17 protein-coding genes are annotated in these 17,882 nt (G+C 36.9%); 12 read left to right on the top strand and 5 right to left on the bottom strand.

Features of this window, described 5'->3' with window-relative positions; genetic code table 11:
• From DIT68_RS14770 to DIT68_RS16370, 4 genes are all read left to right on the top strand, one after another.
• Positions 1–477 (top strand): glutathione peroxidase, encoded by a 477-nt coding sequence (locus tag DIT68_RS14770; RefSeq protein WP_109360595.1) that lies wholly within the window; start codon positions 1–3, stop codon positions 475–477.
• A complete protein-coding gene (gene bshB1, locus DIT68_RS14775; protein WP_233244208.1) occupies positions 443–1,192 on the top strand; it encodes a bacillithiol biosynthesis deacetylase BshB1 in 750 nt (249 codons plus the stop codon). The genes DIT68_RS14770 and bshB1 overlap by 35 nt, the downstream gene beginning before the upstream one ends.
• A 55-nt stretch (positions 1,193–1,247) precedes the next feature.
• Complete coding sequence (locus DIT68_RS14780; RefSeq protein WP_109360596.1) at positions 1,248–2,387, top strand: glycosyltransferase family 4 protein; 1,140 nt, start codon at positions 1,248–1,250, stop codon at positions 2,385–2,387.
• Between the two features lie 78 nt (positions 2,388–2,465).
• Complete coding sequence (locus DIT68_RS16370) at positions 2,466–4,205, top strand: T9SS type A sorting domain-containing protein (RefSeq protein ID WP_158276206.1); 1,740 nt, start codon at positions 2,466–2,468, stop codon at positions 4,203–4,205.
• Between the two features lie 910 nt (positions 4,206–5,115).
• Here DIT68_RS16370 and DIT68_RS14795 read toward each other — a convergent pair.
• The gene (locus tag DIT68_RS14795) at positions 5,116–6,030 is read right to left on the bottom strand and encodes a polymorphic toxin type 23 domain-containing protein (RefSeq protein ID WP_109360598.1); all 915 of its coding nucleotides are present in this window, start codon (positions 6,028–6,030) and stop codon (positions 5,116–5,118) included.
• A 3-nt stretch (positions 6,031–6,033) separates the two neighbouring features.
• Positions 6,034–7,434, bottom strand: coding sequence for a hypothetical protein (locus DIT68_RS14800; protein ID WP_146194242.1), 1,401 nt, complete (start codon positions 7,432–7,434; stop codon positions 6,034–6,036).
• 462 nt (positions 7,435–7,896) lie between these two features.
• On the opposite strand from DIT68_RS14800, the gene DIT68_RS14805 reads away from it, so the two are divergent.
• The 7 genes from DIT68_RS14805 (at position 7,897) to DIT68_RS14835 (ending at position 11,130) form a co-directional block, all read left to right on the top strand.
• A complete protein-coding gene (locus DIT68_RS14805; RefSeq protein ID WP_109360612.1) occupies positions 7,897–8,154 on the top strand; it encodes a type B 50S ribosomal protein L31 in 258 nt (85 codons plus the stop codon).
• Positions 8,155–8,300: 146 nt separating this feature from the next.
• Complete coding sequence (locus DIT68_RS14810) at positions 8,301–8,648, top strand: cupin domain-containing protein (protein ID WP_109360600.1); 348 nt, start codon at positions 8,301–8,303, stop codon at positions 8,646–8,648.
• The gene (locus tag DIT68_RS14815; protein WP_199223432.1) at positions 8,648–9,052 is read left to right on the top strand and encodes a group III truncated hemoglobin; all 405 of its coding nucleotides are present in this window, start codon (positions 8,648–8,650) and stop codon (positions 9,050–9,052) included. The genes DIT68_RS14810 and DIT68_RS14815 overlap by 1 nt, the downstream gene beginning before the upstream one ends.
• 122 nt (positions 9,053–9,174) lie before the next feature.
• Positions 9,175–9,666 (top strand): thiol peroxidase, encoded by a 492-nt coding sequence (tpx, locus tag DIT68_RS14820; RefSeq protein ID WP_109360602.1) that lies wholly within the window; start codon positions 9,175–9,177, stop codon positions 9,664–9,666.
• A gap of 63 nt (positions 9,667–9,729) precedes the next feature.
• Positions 9,730–10,314, top strand: coding sequence for a hypothetical protein (locus DIT68_RS14825; RefSeq protein ID WP_109360603.1), 585 nt, complete (start codon positions 9,730–9,732; stop codon positions 10,312–10,314).
• A gap of 22 nt (positions 10,315–10,336) precedes the next feature.
• Positions 10,337–10,654 carry a phosphoribosylpyrophosphate synthetase gene (locus DIT68_RS14830; protein ID WP_109360604.1) on the top strand — a complete coding sequence of 106 codons (318 nt, stop codon included), beginning with the start codon at positions 10,337–10,339 and terminating at the stop codon, positions 10,652–10,654.
• A gap of 8 nt (positions 10,655–10,662) precedes the next feature.
• Complete coding sequence (locus DIT68_RS14835) at positions 10,663–11,130, top strand: hemerythrin domain-containing protein (RefSeq protein WP_109360605.1); 468 nt, start codon at positions 10,663–10,665, stop codon at positions 11,128–11,130.
• Positions 11,131–11,132: 2 nt separating this feature from the next.
• Here the strand turns inward: DIT68_RS14835 and DIT68_RS14840 are convergent, their stop codons facing one another.
• The 3 genes from DIT68_RS14840 to DIT68_RS14850 form a co-directional block, all read right to left on the bottom strand.
• A complete protein-coding gene (locus tag DIT68_RS14840) occupies positions 11,133–12,518 on the bottom strand; it encodes an FAD-binding oxidoreductase (protein ID WP_109360606.1) in 1,386 nt (461 codons plus the stop codon).
• Positions 12,519–12,605: 87 nt separating this feature from the next.
• Positions 12,606–14,681: an OmpA family protein gene (locus DIT68_RS14845; RefSeq protein ID WP_158276207.1), complete on the bottom strand. Its 2,076-nt coding sequence runs from the start codon at positions 14,679–14,681 to the stop codon at positions 12,606–12,608.
• Between the two features lie 10 nt (positions 14,682–14,691).
• The gene (locus DIT68_RS14850) at positions 14,692–15,789 is read right to left on the bottom strand and encodes a tetratricopeptide repeat protein (RefSeq protein ID WP_109360608.1); all 1,098 of its coding nucleotides are present in this window, start codon (positions 15,787–15,789) and stop codon (positions 14,692–14,694) included.
• Positions 15,790–15,961: 172 nt separating this feature from the next.
• Here DIT68_RS14850 and DIT68_RS14855 point away from each other — a divergent pair, with 172 nt between their 5' ends.
• Complete coding sequence (locus tag DIT68_RS14855; protein ID WP_109360609.1) at positions 15,962–17,173, top strand: acetyl-CoA C-acyltransferase; 1,212 nt, start codon at positions 15,962–15,964, stop codon at positions 17,171–17,173.
• The last annotated feature ends 709 nt before the right edge of the window (positions 17,174–17,882 follow it).

Consider the following 17,882-nt stretch of genomic DNA (forward strand, 5'->3'; position numbering starts at 1 on the left):
ATGAATTTATACGATTTTAAAGTGAATCAAATCAATGGTGAACCCTTTGACCTTGCTTCATTGAAAGGTAAAAAGGTTCTTGTTGTTAATACAGCTTCTGAATGTGGATTGACGCCTCAATACGAGCAGTTGCAAGCTCTCTTCGATGAAACCTCACGAGATGAGTTTATGATTATTGGTTTTCCGTCAAATGATTTTGGTGCGCAAGAACCTGGTGCAAACAGTGAAGTAGCTGCATTCTGTCAAAAAAACTATGGGGTGACTTTTCCAATGATGTCAAAAATAGCGGTTAAAGGAAGTGATCAACATCCCCTTTACACATGGCTTTTGGAAGAAAGTAAAAGCAATGGAGGAACGGAAGAAGTGGTTTGGAATTTTCATAAATTTTTAATTGATGAAACTGGGAACTTCGTAAAAGATGTTCATCCAAAAACGCTTCCAAATGCAACAGAAATTACAGATTGGATTAATGGATAATAAAGTCGATATATTGGCCTTTGGAGCACATCCTGATGATGTAGAATTGGCAGCCGGGGGTACTATAATTAAAAGTGTTCAACAAGGAAAAAAGATAGCAATTGTTGATTTAACACAAGGGGAGCTCGGTTCACGCGGAACAATTGAAACACGCTATGATGAAGCGGCAAATGCGGCGAAAATTATGGGTGTTCATTATCGTGAGAATTTAAAATTGGCAGATGGTTTTTTCGAGGTCAATGAAGCCAGTTTAATGAAGGTGGTTTCGACTATTCGAAAATATAAACCAGAGATAGTATTGGCCAATGCACCTTCAGACAGACATCCAGATCACGGAAGAGGAAATGCTTTAATTTCTCGGGCCTGTTTTTTATCTGGATTATTGAAAATTGAAACAGAAAGTGAAGGGAAAGCTCAGTTGCATTGGAGGCCTAAAGCGGTCTATCATTATATTCAAGATAGATACTTAAGCCCTGATTTTATTGTGGATGTTTCTGCACAAAGAGATTTAAAGTTTGAAGCCATTTTAGCATACAAGACCCAGTTTTATCAAACGGATATGACAGGACCCAAAACACCAATATCTGGTCAAGAGTTTTTGGATGCGTTGGAAGCTCGATTAGTTCAATTCGGTAGGGATATTGGAGTGAAATATGGAGAGGGTTTTATCACAGAAAGACCACTTGGGACAAATGATCTTTCTAATTTGCTTTAATTTTTCAGAAAAAGATTTATCTTCAAGCTCATAAATAAACTCTAACTTTTTACTTATGGGGAAGAACTCAGAGAAGAAGGTACTGTTTTTAGCTAGTTGGTATCCCAGTAAAAATGATACTACGCTTGGAAATTTTGTTCAAAAACACGCTGAGTTGGCAAATGAAGTTGCATGCGTAGATGTGCTTTATGCTGTTGATTCGGATGAGGTTGAAGAAATCACAGTAGTGGATGAACTAGTTAATAACTTACGTACCGTTATCGTTTACTACCCACCTATTAAATCAAATGTACCGTTTATAAGCACTGTTCTTAAAAAAGAGACCTATCTACTTGCGCTGCGAACTGGTTACAAATATTTGGAAACCACTTATGATGTGGTTCATCTAAATGCTGTTTTTCCTGCTGGGATGTTTGCCCGTTGGATTAAAAGTAATGTAGGAACACCTTTTATTGTTACGGTGCATTGGACGGGTTTTTTGCCGCACCACAATGTTTATGAGTCTTTACCTTTTTATATTAAACGGGTTTATCAGCAAATTTTCAGCAGTGCTAAACAAGTTTTACCTGTTTCGGATCATCTTGGGAAATCATTGCAGAATTTGGGTTTAATTAAAGCGTATTCCGTAATCAACAATGTGGTGAAGTCAGATTGTTTCTACCCTAAAAAGGAGGACCGTAATAGCGATTTGCCTAATCGATTTTTACATATTTCAACCTTTGATGATAAGCATAAAAATGTTTCAGGAATGCTGTCTGCCTTTGGACAATTAAAAAGTGATTATATTTTACATTTGGTTACGGAAGGAGAGGAAGATGATGTGTGGAGTTTGATACATAAATATGATATTCCGAAAGCCAAATGCATTGTAGAGAGTAAATTGCAGGTGGAGGAAATTGGCGAAGCTATGCGTTTAGCGGATTGTCTGGTTTTGTTTAGTAATTATGAAACCTTTTCTGTGGTGTTGGCCGAGGCTTGGTCTTCTGGAATTCCAGCAATATACAGTCAGTGTGGTGGGCTTACAGAAATCAAAGAAGAACGATTAGGAACTCAAATCCAAGCTAAGGATGTGGCTTCACTTTTAAACGCCTTGCAGAAGTTTTCAAAAACGGAGTATAGCAGTGTTTCAATAGCTGGTTTCGCTGAGGAATTCTCTGAGAATTTCATCAGAAATCAATTGAAGACCCTTTATTAATCAATTACATTGTCTTTTATCTTTGTTTTTAACTTTAATTGCATTATTTTCGTCTTAAATAATTGAAAAATAAATACTATGAAAAAACATTTACTTTTAGGATTGGCATTGCTGGCTGCAGGAGCGATGAATGCCCAAGTAGTTTTCCTTGGTTTGAGTCCGGCCAACATTGAAGGAGGTTACGACATGACTTATGGAGATCCAGGAAGCAGTTGGTCTTCTCCAGATTTAGCAATCCCAGCAAATTCTGTAACGGGAGATCTTGTTTTATTTGAAACTGACAGTACGGCTTGTACAGCTGCGACAAACGCAGCTGCGCTTAATGGAAACATTGCAGTGCTTTATAGAGGAGATTGTACTTTCTCTTCGAAAGTATTAAAAGCTGAGGCGGCAGGTGCAATTGCAACTGTAATCATTAACAACGTTCCAGGTGGACCAGTTGGAATGGCTGGTGGTACTGATGGTATGCTTACGAATATTCCAGTTGCCATGATTGGTGAAATGGATGGAGCAACTATCGTTGCTGAGATGGCTAATGGACCTGTAAACGTATTTATCGGGAATAAATTGGGCTATTTTGCTAACGATTTAGGACTGAAAGATGCACAGATTTTGCGCCCGCAATTTGCTTCTATGCCTTCAGCTTTGGCTACGGATGGTTCTGAATACCAAGTTGATCTTGCTGCTTATGGTTATAACTATGGTAGTAATGACCAAACAGGTATTACTTTGAATGCCGTAATTACCTTAAACGGAACTGAAATTTATAACGAAACTTCTGCTGCGGCTGATATTATCTCTGGTGACAGTTTGTTGTTTAGTTTACCAGATTTTGCTCCAGCAATGTGGGATGAAGGTTACTATAACTTAACTTATACTATCGAAAGTGCTGAAACTGATGGATACATTGTAGATGACGCATTAGAGTCTGACTTTGTAATTAGTCCAACAGATTTATCTTATGCCAAGTTTGATGAAGTAACAATGTTGCCTTCTGGATTGAGTGGTTTAAGACCTATTGATGCTGGGGGTGCTGCGATTCCTCACTATTCTTCTTGTATTACATTTATGGATGAAAACGCGAGTCGTTTAGCTCCAAGACACATTTCTTTTGCAGCTTCTAAGGCATCTGATGCAGTAGATCCTTCATTGGCAGGAGAAGATGTTTTTATACAAGTGTATAAGTGGAATGACAATTTTGTAGATTTAAATGACCCTAACTTTACAAACCCAATTTCTTTATATGAACCATTCATGGCAGGAGATTATCAATACGCAACGGATGCAGCAAACGAAATGGTTACTGCAACGTTTGAAGATGCTGAAGTAAAAGCATTGGAAGATAACCAACGATACTTATTCTGTGTAAATACATTTAATGCAGAGGTGTACTTTGGTCATGATGGCGCTAGAGATTACACTTTTAACCGTGAGTATTACCTACAACCAATGTTCCCAATTGAAGGTGGTTCTGGATCTTTTAATCCAAATGGATTTGGACCTGAAACTGTTCCTGGTGTAACTGTAGGGTTTATTGACGCGTCAAGAGTAAGCTTAAACGAAGAGAAATTAGCAATCAATATGTCTGCTTATCCTTCTCCAGCTTCTGATGTGCTAAATGTTGATTTCAACGGAAATGAAGTGAATAAAGTAGAATTAGTTAACATGATGGGGCAAACAGTAGTTTCTCAAAATGTAACTAACAATGCTGAAACTTCAACTATGAATGTAGCAAGTGTTGAAAATGGTGTTTATATTGTTAAGGTTTACTTAACAAACAACATGACTCACACAATGCAAGTAGTAGTAAATCACTAAGCATTTTAATAATTTTTAAAAAAGGCGGTTCTGAATTCAGAACCGCCTTTTTTTATGGCTTAAATTTTTGATGATCTCTGGTGTTTAAGGCTTGTCTCACTTGAGTTCGGTGTTTATAATTGTTTGAGTATTCAAAGAAAATCAACTAAAAGTGTTGTTATTGTTACGAGTTGTTATTTATGGGGCAGTTTCAAAAGTTAGGGATTGACTTTTTTCTTAACTAAGAATCCCTGTATAAAAATTGGTATTCTCCTATCTTGAGTTGATCTTTGGGATTCTGAAAAATATGAAGTGCATAAAAGAACAAGACTAAAGTGTTCCCATAAGATATACCACGAAGTAGTACCATAGGTGATTAAAGCATTCCCACAAGATACAACCTTGCGGGAACACTTTATAAAAGGGTTAAAGCAAAACCAAAAAGCAGAAATTATTTTGAAGGTGTATTTGGATTTAGGCGCCCAAAAAAATAAAATTCAAAAGGGGAATGGAGAAGGGCTTATTTTTTTAAATGTCTATCGTCTTCTTTACCCCAAAACTATTTACCCCCCTTTGTTTTAGGTTTGTTTTGCGAATTGTCATTCTAATTTTATTGGAAAACTAAAAATTTATAACTTCAAAATGAAATCCCAAATAGTTATTAGGGTGGAAATTCTTCGTTTTTAGGACGCGCTTTATCTTTTTTTGAAGGTGGAGCGTGCTAGAAGTCGCTAATAATGGCGGAAGCTCCATAGCTTGCGGCGGAGATCACCGACATTATCGACTTTTAGGAGTGAAGACAAGAAAAAATATCAGGCGCTAGACCTTTTTGTTTCTTTTTGGGGCAATGCCAAAAAGAAAAACACCAATTAATAATGCTAATTTTATTCATAAAGCAGATTGGGGTAAAGTATCCGATAGGCTTATTTTTTTAATAGGAAAAACTTCTGTTTAACCCAAATTGAAGGAATAATCTGGCTGGTGCAGCTTCCTCTTTGAAATGGACTGGAAAACCTTCCGCATTCAGCATAGGGTAGTTAACATTTGGTTCTCGCCATCGTAATGGAATGAACTTCTTGTTGTGCATGAACTGGTTTTGTAAACCGTGGCGTATACGTTCACTGTCTACACCAGCAAGGGCAGAGAATTGATTGCCGTAAAATAGTTGATAATCAAACCCCAAGCTCAAAATTCCATGGCTAAATCTGCCGTAATGTGTTTCGCTTAAATCTTTATATCCTACAACGTACATGCTGTCTGCGGTGTTCATTAAACGAGTTCCCCTGGTGTCTCCCGTCCATAATTGAGTGTTTAAGCTCACGTTGTATAATCCATCATGGTAACTTATGCTGGCGTGATTTGTTCTGTACCTGTCTCGTCCTGAACCTGCAAAGAAATCATTTTCTATATATAAACTGATTTGTTGGAGATGTATCCCAAATCCGCCAGATCTTTGAGAAGTTCCTATGTTGTCGAAGTACCACAGGTAGTTATAGGCAATAGCGTAATCGTGTTTGCTTTGATGATTGAGGCCATCTAATATAAGTTGAGGAGTGCTGTTTTTAGCTCCTGTTAAAAGTGCAATTCCAGTGCTAATTCTTTGTGTGACGTAATCTTTTCTTCCTCCTAAATTTGTGCTGTTAAATCTAATTTGATTTCCCAGATTTATTTGAACGAATTCATAAGAATAATATCCTTGAAACTTTAACCCTACTTTATTGATGTGCGTTCCAACATCCGCAGTTATTCCTACTTGAACACCCCAATTTTCTCCAACCCATTTTTGAGCTATTCCATGCAGACTTATAAAAGCCATTAGGAGGATACAGTGGTGTTTTAATTTCATTTTTTAGTCTAACTCGTAAGCGCCAATGTCAAATACACCACTTCTGCTTTTTCCTGTGATGTCTACATTGTTTCCTGGGATCATAAGGATTCCCATGTTAGCGGCGTCTTTGCACAAAGAAGAGTTTTTGATTATAAATTCTTTTTCAATTACATTTTCAAAATTTGGATTGGTGTTCCATACGTTATTAACAAATCCTGAATGGCTAGGAATATCCAATTGATTGATGAAATTGGTGTTGTAATTAATATCTATAGAAACTGCTCCGTTGTCTGTAATGGTATCGTAAGCAATTTGGAAATCTCCACCTCCAAAAATGATTGAATTAGTAAAAACTCCTTCACCAACATCGCCAATGTATGTTAGGTTGTCTTCTCTTGTAAAGTAGTTTTTTATAGCCACAGCGGGTTGGTTTCCATCTGAGCCATAGCTTAAGAATTGGGAGTGATTAAAATTGTGATTACCTCCTTCTAAAAGAAAGTAGGCATAAATGCCATTGCTGTGAATGTTTAAATTTTCTCCTTTCACTTTTCCGCCTGAGTAGTTGAAAATTCCATAACTGGAATGATTTGAGATTTCTGAGTTGGTAATTTCAACGGTGTATCCGCTATTGGATGGGTTGTTGCCGAATATATGAACTCCAGCTGTTCCATTCTTAATGATTGCATTATCTATTGTTGATGGAAGTGCTTGATTGAAATAAACGCCATAATATTGACCTTTTACGTCTTGGTAGAAGGGCTCAAGCCTGTCTCCCTCAATAATCACCTTGTTGTCAAAATCTCCTTCAATATGCAGCTCGCCTTTGTTTACAAACAGGATTGCTCCTTTGTGCATGTGGATTTTAGTGCCTGCCTGAATGGTTAAAGATTTTGCGGAATCGATTAATGCGTAATCATAAATAACATGGGGTTTATCGTTGGGCCAAATTCCTTCGTTTAAGTCTTGATAATGAAAGTAAGCGTCTTGTCCCCAGGCAGCCAATTGCACGCTTTGCATTTTTCCGTTGGTTTCAAATTCAATTACATCTTCAATAATAAGTGGGTCGTTGATATTGTTTTCTCCTAAAGTGACCTCAACAAACATGAAGAGACTATCGTTTGCTGGAATTTCGAAATCTTTAAAAATAGTACCAGAAATACCGTCTAAATTTACGCGGTAGGGCGAGCTTTCACCACCGGCCAAGATCACGCTTTTTACTTTTATGGGTTGATTGGCTGTATTGTATATTTTCAATTTCTTTGTGGTTGAACCTACCGTGGTAAACACGGTGTCAAATAATACGGTATCAGTTGAAAACGAAAGCTTGTCTTTTGAGAATAGAATGTCTTTTTTACAGCTGGTTAAATAAGAAGCCAGCCATGCCAAAAGGATAAATGGGATTATATAAATTATTTTTTTCAACACAATTTTTTTTGATATTTGATTAAGCAGAAGAGACATTGCAAATGTAACGATTTAATATCGGTTTTATTTTGGTTGATTGAGAATTATGAATGAACACCAATCGAAGGCGGAATGATGATTCAAAATCCATCCAAAATTCGAAGGTACAACGTGGGACGATTTGCAAATCGTCCGTTGTCATTGTGAATCGAAATTCAAAATCCATCCAAAATTCGAAGGTACAACGTGGGACGATTTGCAAATCGTTCATTACCATTGCAAATAAAAAATCAAGAGTTAGAAATTTAATTATGATGTTTTAAAATTTAGGGCAGATTGAAGCTAAAAAGCAAAGTAATTAAGTTATATTTGCCGAAACTAATTTATTATTAAAATATTTCGTGCAGGGATTGTGTGAAATTGATTTTAATTATTAAATTTGCCATCCGATTTAAGATAGAACAAGAAATTTTAGTTGAAATGAAAAAAGATACACACCCAGAGAACTACCGTTTAGTAGTGTTTAAAGATATGACGAATGAATATTCATTTGTTACACGTTCATGCGCTGCATCTACGGAAACAATTGAATGGGAGGACGGAACAGAGTACCCACTTGTTAAGTTGGATATTTCTCATATGTCTCACCCTTACTTCACTGGTAAAGAGCAATACGTTGATACTGCAGGTCGTATTGATAAGTTCAAAAACAGATATGCGCGTCACATGAAAAAATAGTGAGCCGCTATAGAAATATTGAAGAGGAGAGCTGTTTAGTTCTCCTTTTTTTATTTGCTAAAACTATAAAGGATAAGTTTGTCTTTTGTTGGTTGAATGCTTAATTTTGCTTACATTGTAAAGATTAATTAATTGATACATATAACATGGAGAGTAACTCATTTTTAAACGACCTATCCTTTACAGAAGATAAAGTAAGGATTTCAGTAATATTAGAATCCTCTTTCTCGAAGGAGATTCGAATTGCCTTTAAAAAAGGACAAGTCATGAAGGAGCATAAAACACCATTTCCGATTGTAGTTCACTTGCTGGAGGGAGCAATAGAATTTGGTGTTGAAGGAGATAAACATCAGCTTAAGAAAGGAGATATTTTAACCTTGGAGGGAAATGTTCCTCATGATTTATTGGCTAAGGAGGAAAGTGTGGTTCGCTTAACACTTTCGAAGTTGGATACTGCCGACCGCGTTAAGGAAGTTGCGGAAAATTCTAAATAATGAAAGAAATAGAAAATAGAGAGGATGTAAGTCGATTGGTTCATGCTTTTTACGACAAAATAAGAGCAGATGAAGAATTGGGCCCTATTTTTAATGCACATCTTTCTGCCGAGCAATGGCCACCGCATTTAGAGAAGCTTACAGATTTCTGGGAAACTAATTTGTTTGGGATTCCTAAGTTTAAAGGGAATCCGCCCCGCGTTCATGCAGAGGTAGACCATAAAATGAATTACGGCGTAACCCAAGAACATTTTGCGCATTGGATGCGTTTATGGTTTAGTACTATTGATGAATTGTTTGAAGGTCGATTGGCAGATAGAGCTAAAAATGCTGCCCGAAGAATGTCGACAGGTTTGTTCTTAGCAATTTGGAACCATAGACCAGAAAATAATTCACAAAGATAGAGTCCGCAAGGAGGCTATGTATTTGAAAATCTTTGACAAGAAAATAGAAAAAGTGGAAAACGATAAGAAATATCGTAGTTAAACACGACAACTAATAATTAAACATTAACAATTATATAGATATGGATATTAAATTTAAAGGAACAGCAATTAAGACCAACGGAAATTTCCCAAAAGTAGGTGATGATTTCCCAGAAATGAAATTAGTAAAGGCGGATTTGTCAGAATTAAATACCAATGATTTAAAAGGGAAGAAGGTCGTTTTCAATATTTTTCCTAGTGTAGACACTTCTGTTTGTGGAATGCAATTGAATACATTCGCTAATAAGTTGAAAGGAAGAGAAGATGTTGCCTTGGTGTTTACTTCTCTAGATTTGCCTTTCGCGTTTAGTCGTTTTTGTACGAGCGAAGGAATCGATAATGCCATCACAACTTCAGATTTTCGATACAGAGATGCTGATAAATTGGGAATTGTTATGGAAGGTGGGCCATTGAATGGGCTTCATGCGAGAGGTGTGATTGTTACTGACGAAAATTTAGTAATCCAGTACGCTGAGTTGGTGCAGGAAGTGACAGATGAACCAAATTATGATGCTGCTTTGGAGAAAATATAATCATGTTGCTTTTCTGACCAAAGTAAGTGCATCAGATTTACTATCTTGCTAAAAAAAAGTAAGATGAGAAAAGTGATTTTAGGAGCAACATTTTTTATTGCTTCATTGAGTATTGCACAGGAAGAAATAGGCTTGAGTAGTGAAGCGCAGATTAATTTATCAACTCATTTCTTGCCTGATAAAGATAAGAAAGAGGCAAGGGTTATTGGTTATTCAGACGAAGTAGAGATGATTGTTTTGCGAGATTCTGACAGCTACTTGACTTGTGTTGGAGATGACCCGAATAAAGATGGAATTCAAATTGTTTGTTATTACAGTGAATTGGAAGATTTTTTTCAACGCGGTCGCGTGCTGAAGTCTGAAGGGAAATCACCAATAGAGGTAAGAGAAATTCGAAAGAAAGAAATCGAGTCGGGAGTATTGAATTTTCCCAAAGGTCAAAGCATGATGTATGTCTTTAGTGGAAAAGCAGAGAATTTAGATAAGGAGTCTGGGGAGATCAAGGAGGGAAAACTACGTTATGTAGTATATCTCCCTTATGCCACTCAGGAGTCTACTGGACTTCCGCTATCACCGTCAGCTCCGGGAATGCCTTGGTTGATGGATCCTGGAACGCATAGAGCTCATATTATGGTAATGCCGAACTAGCAAGCTTTTAAATTTGCAAATAATGAATAGAAAACCAACATACGATACGGTTTCAGAGGCTGTTAATGATTTGATTAAAAGAGGGTATGAAACCGATTTTTACATTCAAGCAACCAAAGACTGTATCGTATGCAATAAAACTGACTTAGAACTTTCTTCTGATGAATTTGGAATCGATGAAATACACCGGTTTGAAGGGGAGAATGATCCAGGAGATTCTATGATTGTTTATGCTATTTCTTCCAAGAAGCATAAAGTAAAAGGTGTTCTATTAAATGCATACGGAGTTTATGCAGATGGCACAACTTCTAAAATAATAGAAAAGCTTGAAAAAAAATAACAAATAGTATGGGAAACACGAGAAAACCATTAAAAAGACATAAATCTATTCAACCCTTTAGTCGTGAGCATCATCAAGGCTTGCTTCTCTGTTGGAAAATTAGAAAAGGAATTCAAAACGGTGTTTCTTATAAAAAGATTAAAAAATACAATGACTGGTTCTTTGAAAACCATCTGAAACCTCATTTTGATGACGAGGAAAAGTACATGTTCCCTGTTTTGGGTGACAACCATGAAATGATTAAAAAAGCACTTTCTGAGCACCGCAGATTAACACGCTTGTTTGGAGAAACAACAAGTCTCGAAAAAACAATTAACCATATCGAAGAAGAGCTAGATCGCCATATTCGATTCGAAGAGCGGGAACTGTTTATGTTGATTCAAGAAAAAGCAACACCGGAAGAACTAAAGAAGATAGATGAGTTTCATCAGGAGTTGGACTTTATCGAAAACACCAAAGATAAGTATTGGGAGTAAAACTAGTTTAAGATTTTATCTGGGTTCATGATGTTATTAGGGTCAAATATTTGTTTGATTTCTTTCATCAAGCGCAATGAAATAGGGGTAAAGGGAATGTCCATATAAGGTTTTTGTACCCATCCAATTCCATGTTCACCAGAAATTGTTCCTCCCAAATCAACAGTTAATTCAAATATCTCTCGAATCGCCAAAGGGAGTTCTTCGTTCCATTGCTCTTCTGTTAAGTCGCCTTTTATAATGTTTACATGCAGATTTCCATCTCCGGCATGCCCATAACAAACCGATTTGAAACCATATTTTGCTCCTATTTTCTTTACTCCCGAAAGTAACTGAGGTAATTCATAACGGGGAACCACGGTATCTTCTTCCTTGTAGATTGAGTGTGACTTCACTGCCTCACCAACTTTTCTTCTCACTTCCCAAAGTCTATCTTTTTGCGCTTGGCTATCGGCAAAAAGAATTTCCCCTGTTTCAAACTGTTCTAAAACTTCGGCTATTTTTTCACATTCTTCAAGCAATTTACTTTCATCAAAGCCATCCACTTCTATCAGTAAATGTGCTTCGTGCTTTTCGTTAATTTCCATTTGAATGTTCGGAATGTTGTTTAAAGTCCATTGAATGGCATCGCGTTCCATAAACTCCATCCCGCTAGGCGTAATTCCTGTTTTCATGATTGCGGCAACAGCTTCACATGCTTTTTTAGCATCGTAAAATGGAACCAACATGAGCATATTTGTAGTCGGGTGGGGAATAAGGCGCAATACAATTTTAGTGACCACCCCCAATGTTCCTTCGCTGCCCACGATGAGTTGCGTGAGATTATAGCCTGTTGCGTTTTTTAATACATTGGCACCTGTCCAGATAATATCACCGTTGGGCAAAACTACTTCGAGATTTAAAACATAATCTGCAGTAACACCATATTTAACGGCTTTTGGTCCGCCGCTGTTTTCAGCAATATTTCCACCAATAAAGCAACTGCCTTTAGATGCTGGGTCTGGTGGGTAGAACAATCCTTTTTCTCTCACTGCGTCTTGAAGGTTTTGGGTGATTACTCCAGGTTCTGTAATAACTTGGGAATTGTTCTCATCAATTTTAATGATTTTATTCATTTTTTCCATGCTTAGTGCAACACCGCCTTTTATAGGTAATGCACCACCACTTAGCCCTGTTCTTGCACCTGAAGGTGTTACAGGAATTTTGTTTTCATTGCAATATTTTAGAATTGCAGAAATTTCTTCGGTTGTTGAAGGACGTAAAACAATGTGTGGAGGAAATAATAAATCCTCTGTTTCATCTTTTCCATATTTCTCTAAAGATGAGTTGTCGATTAAAGCAATGTTTGAAAACTTCTTCTTTAAATAGTATAATTGTTCTTTTGTCATTGTGGTCTAAAATTAAAGTATGAAAAAACCCTTAACTTGTATCGAAACAAAGCTAAGGGTTTTAAAATTTTAAAGAATGAAATTTATTTAATTTTCGATAATCTCAAATTCTGTTCTTCTATTTTCTTGTCTACCTTGCACATTCTTATTGCTTGCTATGGGTTGAGAAGAGCCATATCCTTTGGCGCTTAATCTGCCTGCTGAAATTCCTTTGCCTTTCAAATAAACAACCACTGCATCTGCTCTTTCTTGCGACAATTTATCATTGATTGAAGAAGGGCCTGTATTATCTGTGTGCCCTGAAATTTCCACTTTTAAAGCAGGTACGTCTTTAAGTAATTTAACCAATCGGTCTAACTCAGCGTCAGATTCACTTCTTAAAGTTGCTTGTCCAACGTCAAAGAAAATATTCCTTAATGCAATTTTGCTCCCAACAGCAATGTTTTTTAACTCAATGGTTTTGTTAATTAAATTGTAATCGCTTCCATCAGGTACATCAAAGTTTTCAGAATGAAATAAATAACCCTCGGCTTTAACTGCAATTCCATAGTTTATTCCAGCTTCTAGTGAAAGTAAGAATTTCCCCGTTGCACTATTTGTGGTAAATCGCTCAATGATTTTACCGCTTTTATTGTCGGTAATTTCAATATTGGCCTCTATTGCTTTGTTGATCAAAGCGTCAATTGTTTTACCTTTAAACACGGTCAAAGAAACTTTATTTACATTTACCACATCTTCAATTTGTGGATCTTTAATTGGTTCAGCAATGGATGCCAATAGGTAGTCCTCCATATCTACAATAGGTTTTTTAGGAGCACCCCAAAATGTGACTTTATAAATGTCAAATCCACCTGCTCCATTCGGTCGATTGGATGAAATGTAGGCATATTTCCCATTCGCAGTGGGTGCAAAGAAAAAGTCATCGTAAGGTGTGTTTATTGGGTAGCCCATGTTTTTTGGAGCAGACCATCCGCTTTGGGTTTTTGTGGATATGAAAATGTCATAACCTCCAATTGACTCGTGTCCTTGCGATGCGATATACATTGTTTTTCCATCGATATGCAAGTAAACAGGACCGTCGTTAAATTGACTATTTACTTGATTAATTGATGTTGCTGTTTTGTAATCTTTCTTCAACATGCTCTGCATTCCAGAGTACATAATATTAGTTCCTTTGCTTAAGTTTTCGTTTCCTCGCGCAAAATAAATGTTGTAACCATCATGGTTGTATGAGGCGTACATGTCATTTGTGCGTTTCGTACTGATTTGAAAATGCATGATTTCTGGAGTAGTCCACTTCGCACCGTCTAATGTAGTTTCGTAAATGTCTATTTGGCCTTCATTGTCTTTGTGCAGCAGCATTTTTGTTCCGTCATAGTAAAGGTTGTTCACGATATCGTCTAAATTAGAATTTACATTTCCTGAAATTGGAGATGCTTTCTTCCAATCTCCTTCGGTATTGGAAGAGGTATAAATATCATGATCGTATTCACCTACTTCGTTAGGCTTGTTTGAATTGGGTCTGTTAGAACTAAAAATGATTTCCGCGCCATCCGTGGTTATTGTCGGTGCTATTTCATCATGTTCTGTGTTGATTTCTTTTAAGTTATCTATCCAACATCTAACGGGATTCGCTTTGAATTTTTTAGCATTATCGCATTCCCGTTTTCTCATTTTTACGAATTTGTTGAAATTATCTGCTTTTCGATAATTGTCTTCAAATTGTTGATAGGATACCAATGCCTCATCAAACTTTTCTTCAAGCTGCATAGCATTTCCATGATAGTAGTAGAGGAATGGATCGCAGGCAGGATCTAATTGATAGGCTTTTTCTAAAAACGGAATGGCTTGATAAGGGGCTGAAGAATGGAGGTGACAAACACCAATTCTAAAGTTGTTTAACGCATTTTCTGGATTTAATTTCTGAGCGATTTCAAATTGTACCAATGCTTTTTTGAATGCTAACCCTGGGTCTTTTACTTCAAAGATGGCCATTGAACCCTCTTCTAAAAGCGTAACCCCTTGCTCTATTGCATCTGTTGCTACTTTATAATCTTCGACATTATCTTTAAAGTTGGAGCGTTTAAATTCAATGTTTTGCGCTGTTGAAAAGCCACTAATAAACAGTGAAATTGCGATGATGTATTTGTTTAAGTTTTTCATAGTTTTCATTTTAGAGTCCACAGTTTTGAGCAGCATATTGTTGGCCTGTCTCAGAGCCCAATTCGCTGGCTTTTTTCCAGTCTTCGCAGGCAGCATTCATATTGCGAAGCATTTCATTTATCATTCCTCTGTTTACGTAGGCAGTCGCGTAATTTCTGTCTAACTTTATGGCTTTATCTGCGGCTACTTTAGCTCCTTTGTAATCTTCTTTTTTAAATTTTACAGCGGCAATGTTTGCGTGTCCAGGAGCATAATCATTTTTCACTTGAACGCATTTTTCAAAGTCAGATAGGGCTTCATCTAACTTGTTTCTCTCCATTTGAGTAGCGCCCCTGTTGTTGTAGGCTAAGTGGAAATTTTTGTCAATTGAAATAGCGCGATTAAAAGATGCAATTGCTCCATCGTAATTTTTCATTTTCATTTTGGTTGTTCCTATATTGTTGAGAACAAAAGCCAAATTCGGATTTTTCTTTTCGGCTTGTTCGTAGTCTGAAATTGCCTTCGTGTAATCACCTTTCATTCTGTAACAACTTGCCCTATCATTATAGGCATAAGCTAAATTTCCGTTCATTTCAATAGTGGTGGTAAAAGATTGAATGGCTTTGTCATAATCTTTTTGCATAAACTGAAGTGTTCCGTAATTATAATAGGCATTTGGGTTGTTTGGATCTAACTCTATAGATTTCATATAATCGATTTCAGCCTTTGAATACTCTCCAGTTCCTTGATAAGCTCTAGCGCGCTGAAAATAGGCTTTCGAATAATTAGGATCTTTATTCAATAGTTGACTTAATGTTTTTGCAGCTTCGCCGTAAAGTTTTGCTTCGTTTTCTGCGATTCCCTTGTTGTAAAAAGCTGCCGTGAATTGATTGTCTAATTGAATCGATTTTTCGAAAGAGGAAACAGCCATTAAATAGGATTTCTTTTTAAATAGTTCAATTCCTTTATTGTAAGCTTCTTGACTTGCTGCTGTGGTACTGTTTTCTTTATTTTCTGCAGCAATTGAGTCCATGTAGGCTTGTTCTTTCTCAGTTAATTCTTGGGCTAAACCAATTTGTGCGAATGAAATCAGACCAAGTCCAAGGAGTAATAGTTTTCGTTTTATCATCTTATTTATTTTTGCAATCCTTAAAAATAGAATAATAAATTGGATTCAAGGGGTCCTGATCAAGCCAATAAATGTTTAATCTTTTACTACTATTTTCAGGTTCTCGAAAGCTAATTATTGAAGCTTTCTCTAAAATTGTTCTTATTTTAGCCAATCAAAAGCAAAGAAAAAGATGAGTAAAGAAGTATATATTGTAGACGGTGTAAGGACACCCATCGGAAGTTTTAGAGGTACATTGTCAAATGTTCGCCCTGATGATATGGCAGCATTGGTAATGAAAACAGTAGTAGAAAGAAATTCAACTTTAGACCCTAATGCAATTGAAGACGTGATATTTGGTTGTGCTAATCAAGCGGGTGAAGACAATAGAAATGTGGCGAGAATGTCACTGTTGTTGGCAGGATTACCGAGTACAATAGGAGGGGAAACAATTAATAGATTATGTTCTTCTGGATTGTCATCTGCTGTTACTGCTGCGCGAGCAATTAAAGACGGCGCTGGAGATATTTATTTGGCGGGTGGAGTAGAGAACATGACACGCGGACCTTGGGTAATGAGTAAATCAGCTGTGCCTTTTGGAAGTGATGCTAAGCTTTATGATTCTTCTTTCGGATGGCGTTTTGTTAATCCTAAACTAGACCAAGTATACGGAACAGAAGGAATGGGGCAAACCGCGGAAAATTTGGTTGAGAAATATGGAATTTCTCGGGAAGACCAAGATAAGTTTGCTGCATGGTCACAGCAAAAGGCAGAGGCGGCTTGGTCGAATGGCCGTTTGGCAGAAGAAATCGTTGCGGTTGAGATTCCTCGTCGTAAGCAAGAGGCTTTAATTTTTGATAAAGATGAATTTTTTCGCCCAGGTACTACTGTGGAAACTTTAAGTAAGCTTCGTCCAGCATTTAAGAAAGAGGGAGGTTCAGTAACTGCGGGAAATTCATCGGGATTGAATGATGGGGCTGGAGCATTGTTGCTGTCGAGTGAGCAAGGTTTAAAAGATCATCAATTAAAGCCAATGGCAAGATTTGTGGGTGCTGCTGTGGCGGGTGTTGAACCAAGAATTATGGGGATAGGTCCTGTTTACGCCACAAACAAATTGTTAAAAAGAACGGGGTTAACCATGGATGATATGGATATCATTGAATTAAATGAAGCATTTGCTGCTCAAGCATTGTCTTGCACAAGAGCTTGGGGATTGGCAGATAATGATGCGCGTTTGAATAGAAATGGCGGGGCGATTGCTCTAGGACATCCACTTGGAATGACGGGTGCTCGTATTCTTCAAACCGCTGCTATCGAACTGCAGAAAACACAAAAAAGATATGCTTTGATTACCTTATGTATTGGGGTTGGACAAGGTTATGCGGCAATTATTGAAAGGGTTTAGTTATTTCAGCTCTTGTCAAGCTTGGCTTTTCTGCTTTTCGCTGCTCAGTTGCTGAATATTCCGACTAGAGGAGTGATATCAGATTGACCAGTTGTCTTCGGCGTCAAAATGTCGGTGACAAGATAAAATTAAAAAAAGGTCTCATTGCTAGCAGTGAGACCTTTTTTTGATGTGGTTTTGAAAAATACATAAAAATGCGTTTCCGATACTTAACCATTAACATATCTAACCCAATAATAATGTGAATAAGCGGTTAACTGACAAGATTCTTTGCAATTTTCTATTTCCAACCAGTTTAAAATAGAAAATGATTCCAGGATGGCATTAGGCTAAGTTCATATTTCAAGCGAGAGGAGAAAAGCGAACAACTATGGAAGGATCTTTCTAAGTTAAAGTGAGTAGTTTTTATGTAGTGGCTGGTCGAAAACAGACGATTCTTATAAAATAAATTATTTTTGATGAGAGTTTGATTTATTTTTATGAGGTGATGCCTTAGCATCAGGTGATTAAAAATAAAGGGAACTATCGCAAAAAGAAATATTTTTAATTTTGATGTGTTTCCGACCAGACACTATGTAGTACATTAACCCGCTTTATTCATCAGCTAGTTTTAACCAATTAAGAAAGGAGAAATATAAATTTCAATTTTTAACTAAGCGTTATTGTCTATTTTATTGATTTAATTTCTCACTTTTTGAGCGTGTTTTTC

Origin of the sequence: Brumimicrobium oceani (assembly GCF_003143775.1) — a bacterium.
GTDB classification, from domain to species: domain Bacteria; phylum Bacteroidota; class Bacteroidia; order Flavobacteriales_D; family Crocinitomicaceae; genus Brumimicrobium; species Brumimicrobium oceani.

Bases quoted from the DNA above. Each gene is read 5' to 3' on its own strand.
- DIT68_RS14770 (WP_109360595.1), top strand. From the start codon at position 1: ATGAATTTATACGATTTTAAAGTGAATCAAATCAATGGTGAACCCTTT.
- bshB1 (WP_233244208.1), top strand. From the start codon at position 443: ATGCAACAGAAATTACAGATTGGATTAATGGATAATAAAGTCGATATA.
- DIT68_RS14780 (WP_109360596.1), top strand. From the start codon at position 1,248: ATGGGGAAGAACTCAGAGAAGAAGGTACTGTTTTTAGCTAGTTGGTAT.
- DIT68_RS16370 (WP_158276206.1), top strand. From the start codon at position 2,466: ATGAAAAAACATTTACTTTTAGGATTGGCATTGCTGGCTGCAGGAGCG.
- DIT68_RS14795 (WP_109360598.1), bottom strand. From the start codon at position 6,030: ATGAAATTAAAACACCACTGTATCCTCCTAATGGCTTTTATAAGTCTG.
- DIT68_RS14805 (WP_109360612.1), top strand. From the start codon at position 7,897: ATGAAAAAAGATACACACCCAGAGAACTACCGTTTAGTAGTGTTTAAA.
- DIT68_RS14810 (WP_109360600.1), top strand. From the start codon at position 8,301: ATGGAGAGTAACTCATTTTTAAACGACCTATCCTTTACAGAAGATAAA.
- DIT68_RS14815 (WP_199223432.1), top strand. From the start codon at position 8,648: ATGAAAGAAATAGAAAATAGAGAGGATGTAAGTCGATTGGTTCATGCT.
- tpx (WP_109360602.1), top strand. From the start codon at position 9,175: ATGGATATTAAATTTAAAGGAACAGCAATTAAGACCAACGGAAATTTC.
- DIT68_RS14825 (WP_109360603.1), top strand. From the start codon at position 9,730: ATGAGAAAAGTGATTTTAGGAGCAACATTTTTTATTGCTTCATTGAGT.
- DIT68_RS14830 (WP_109360604.1), top strand. From the start codon at position 10,337: ATGAATAGAAAACCAACATACGATACGGTTTCAGAGGCTGTTAATGAT.
- DIT68_RS14835 (WP_109360605.1), top strand. From the start codon at position 10,663: ATGGGAAACACGAGAAAACCATTAAAAAGACATAAATCTATTCAACCC.
- DIT68_RS14840 (WP_109360606.1), bottom strand. From the start codon at position 12,518: ATGACAAAAGAACAATTATACTATTTAAAGAAGAAGTTTTCAAACATT.
- DIT68_RS14845 (WP_158276207.1), bottom strand. From the start codon at position 14,681: ATGAAAAACTTAAACAAATACATCATCGCAATTTCACTGTTTATTAGT.
- DIT68_RS14850 (WP_109360608.1), bottom strand. From the start codon at position 15,789: ATGATAAAACGAAAACTATTACTCCTTGGACTTGGTCTGATTTCATTC.
- DIT68_RS14855 (WP_109360609.1), top strand. From the start codon at position 15,962: ATGAGTAAAGAAGTATATATTGTAGACGGTGTAAGGACACCCATCGGA.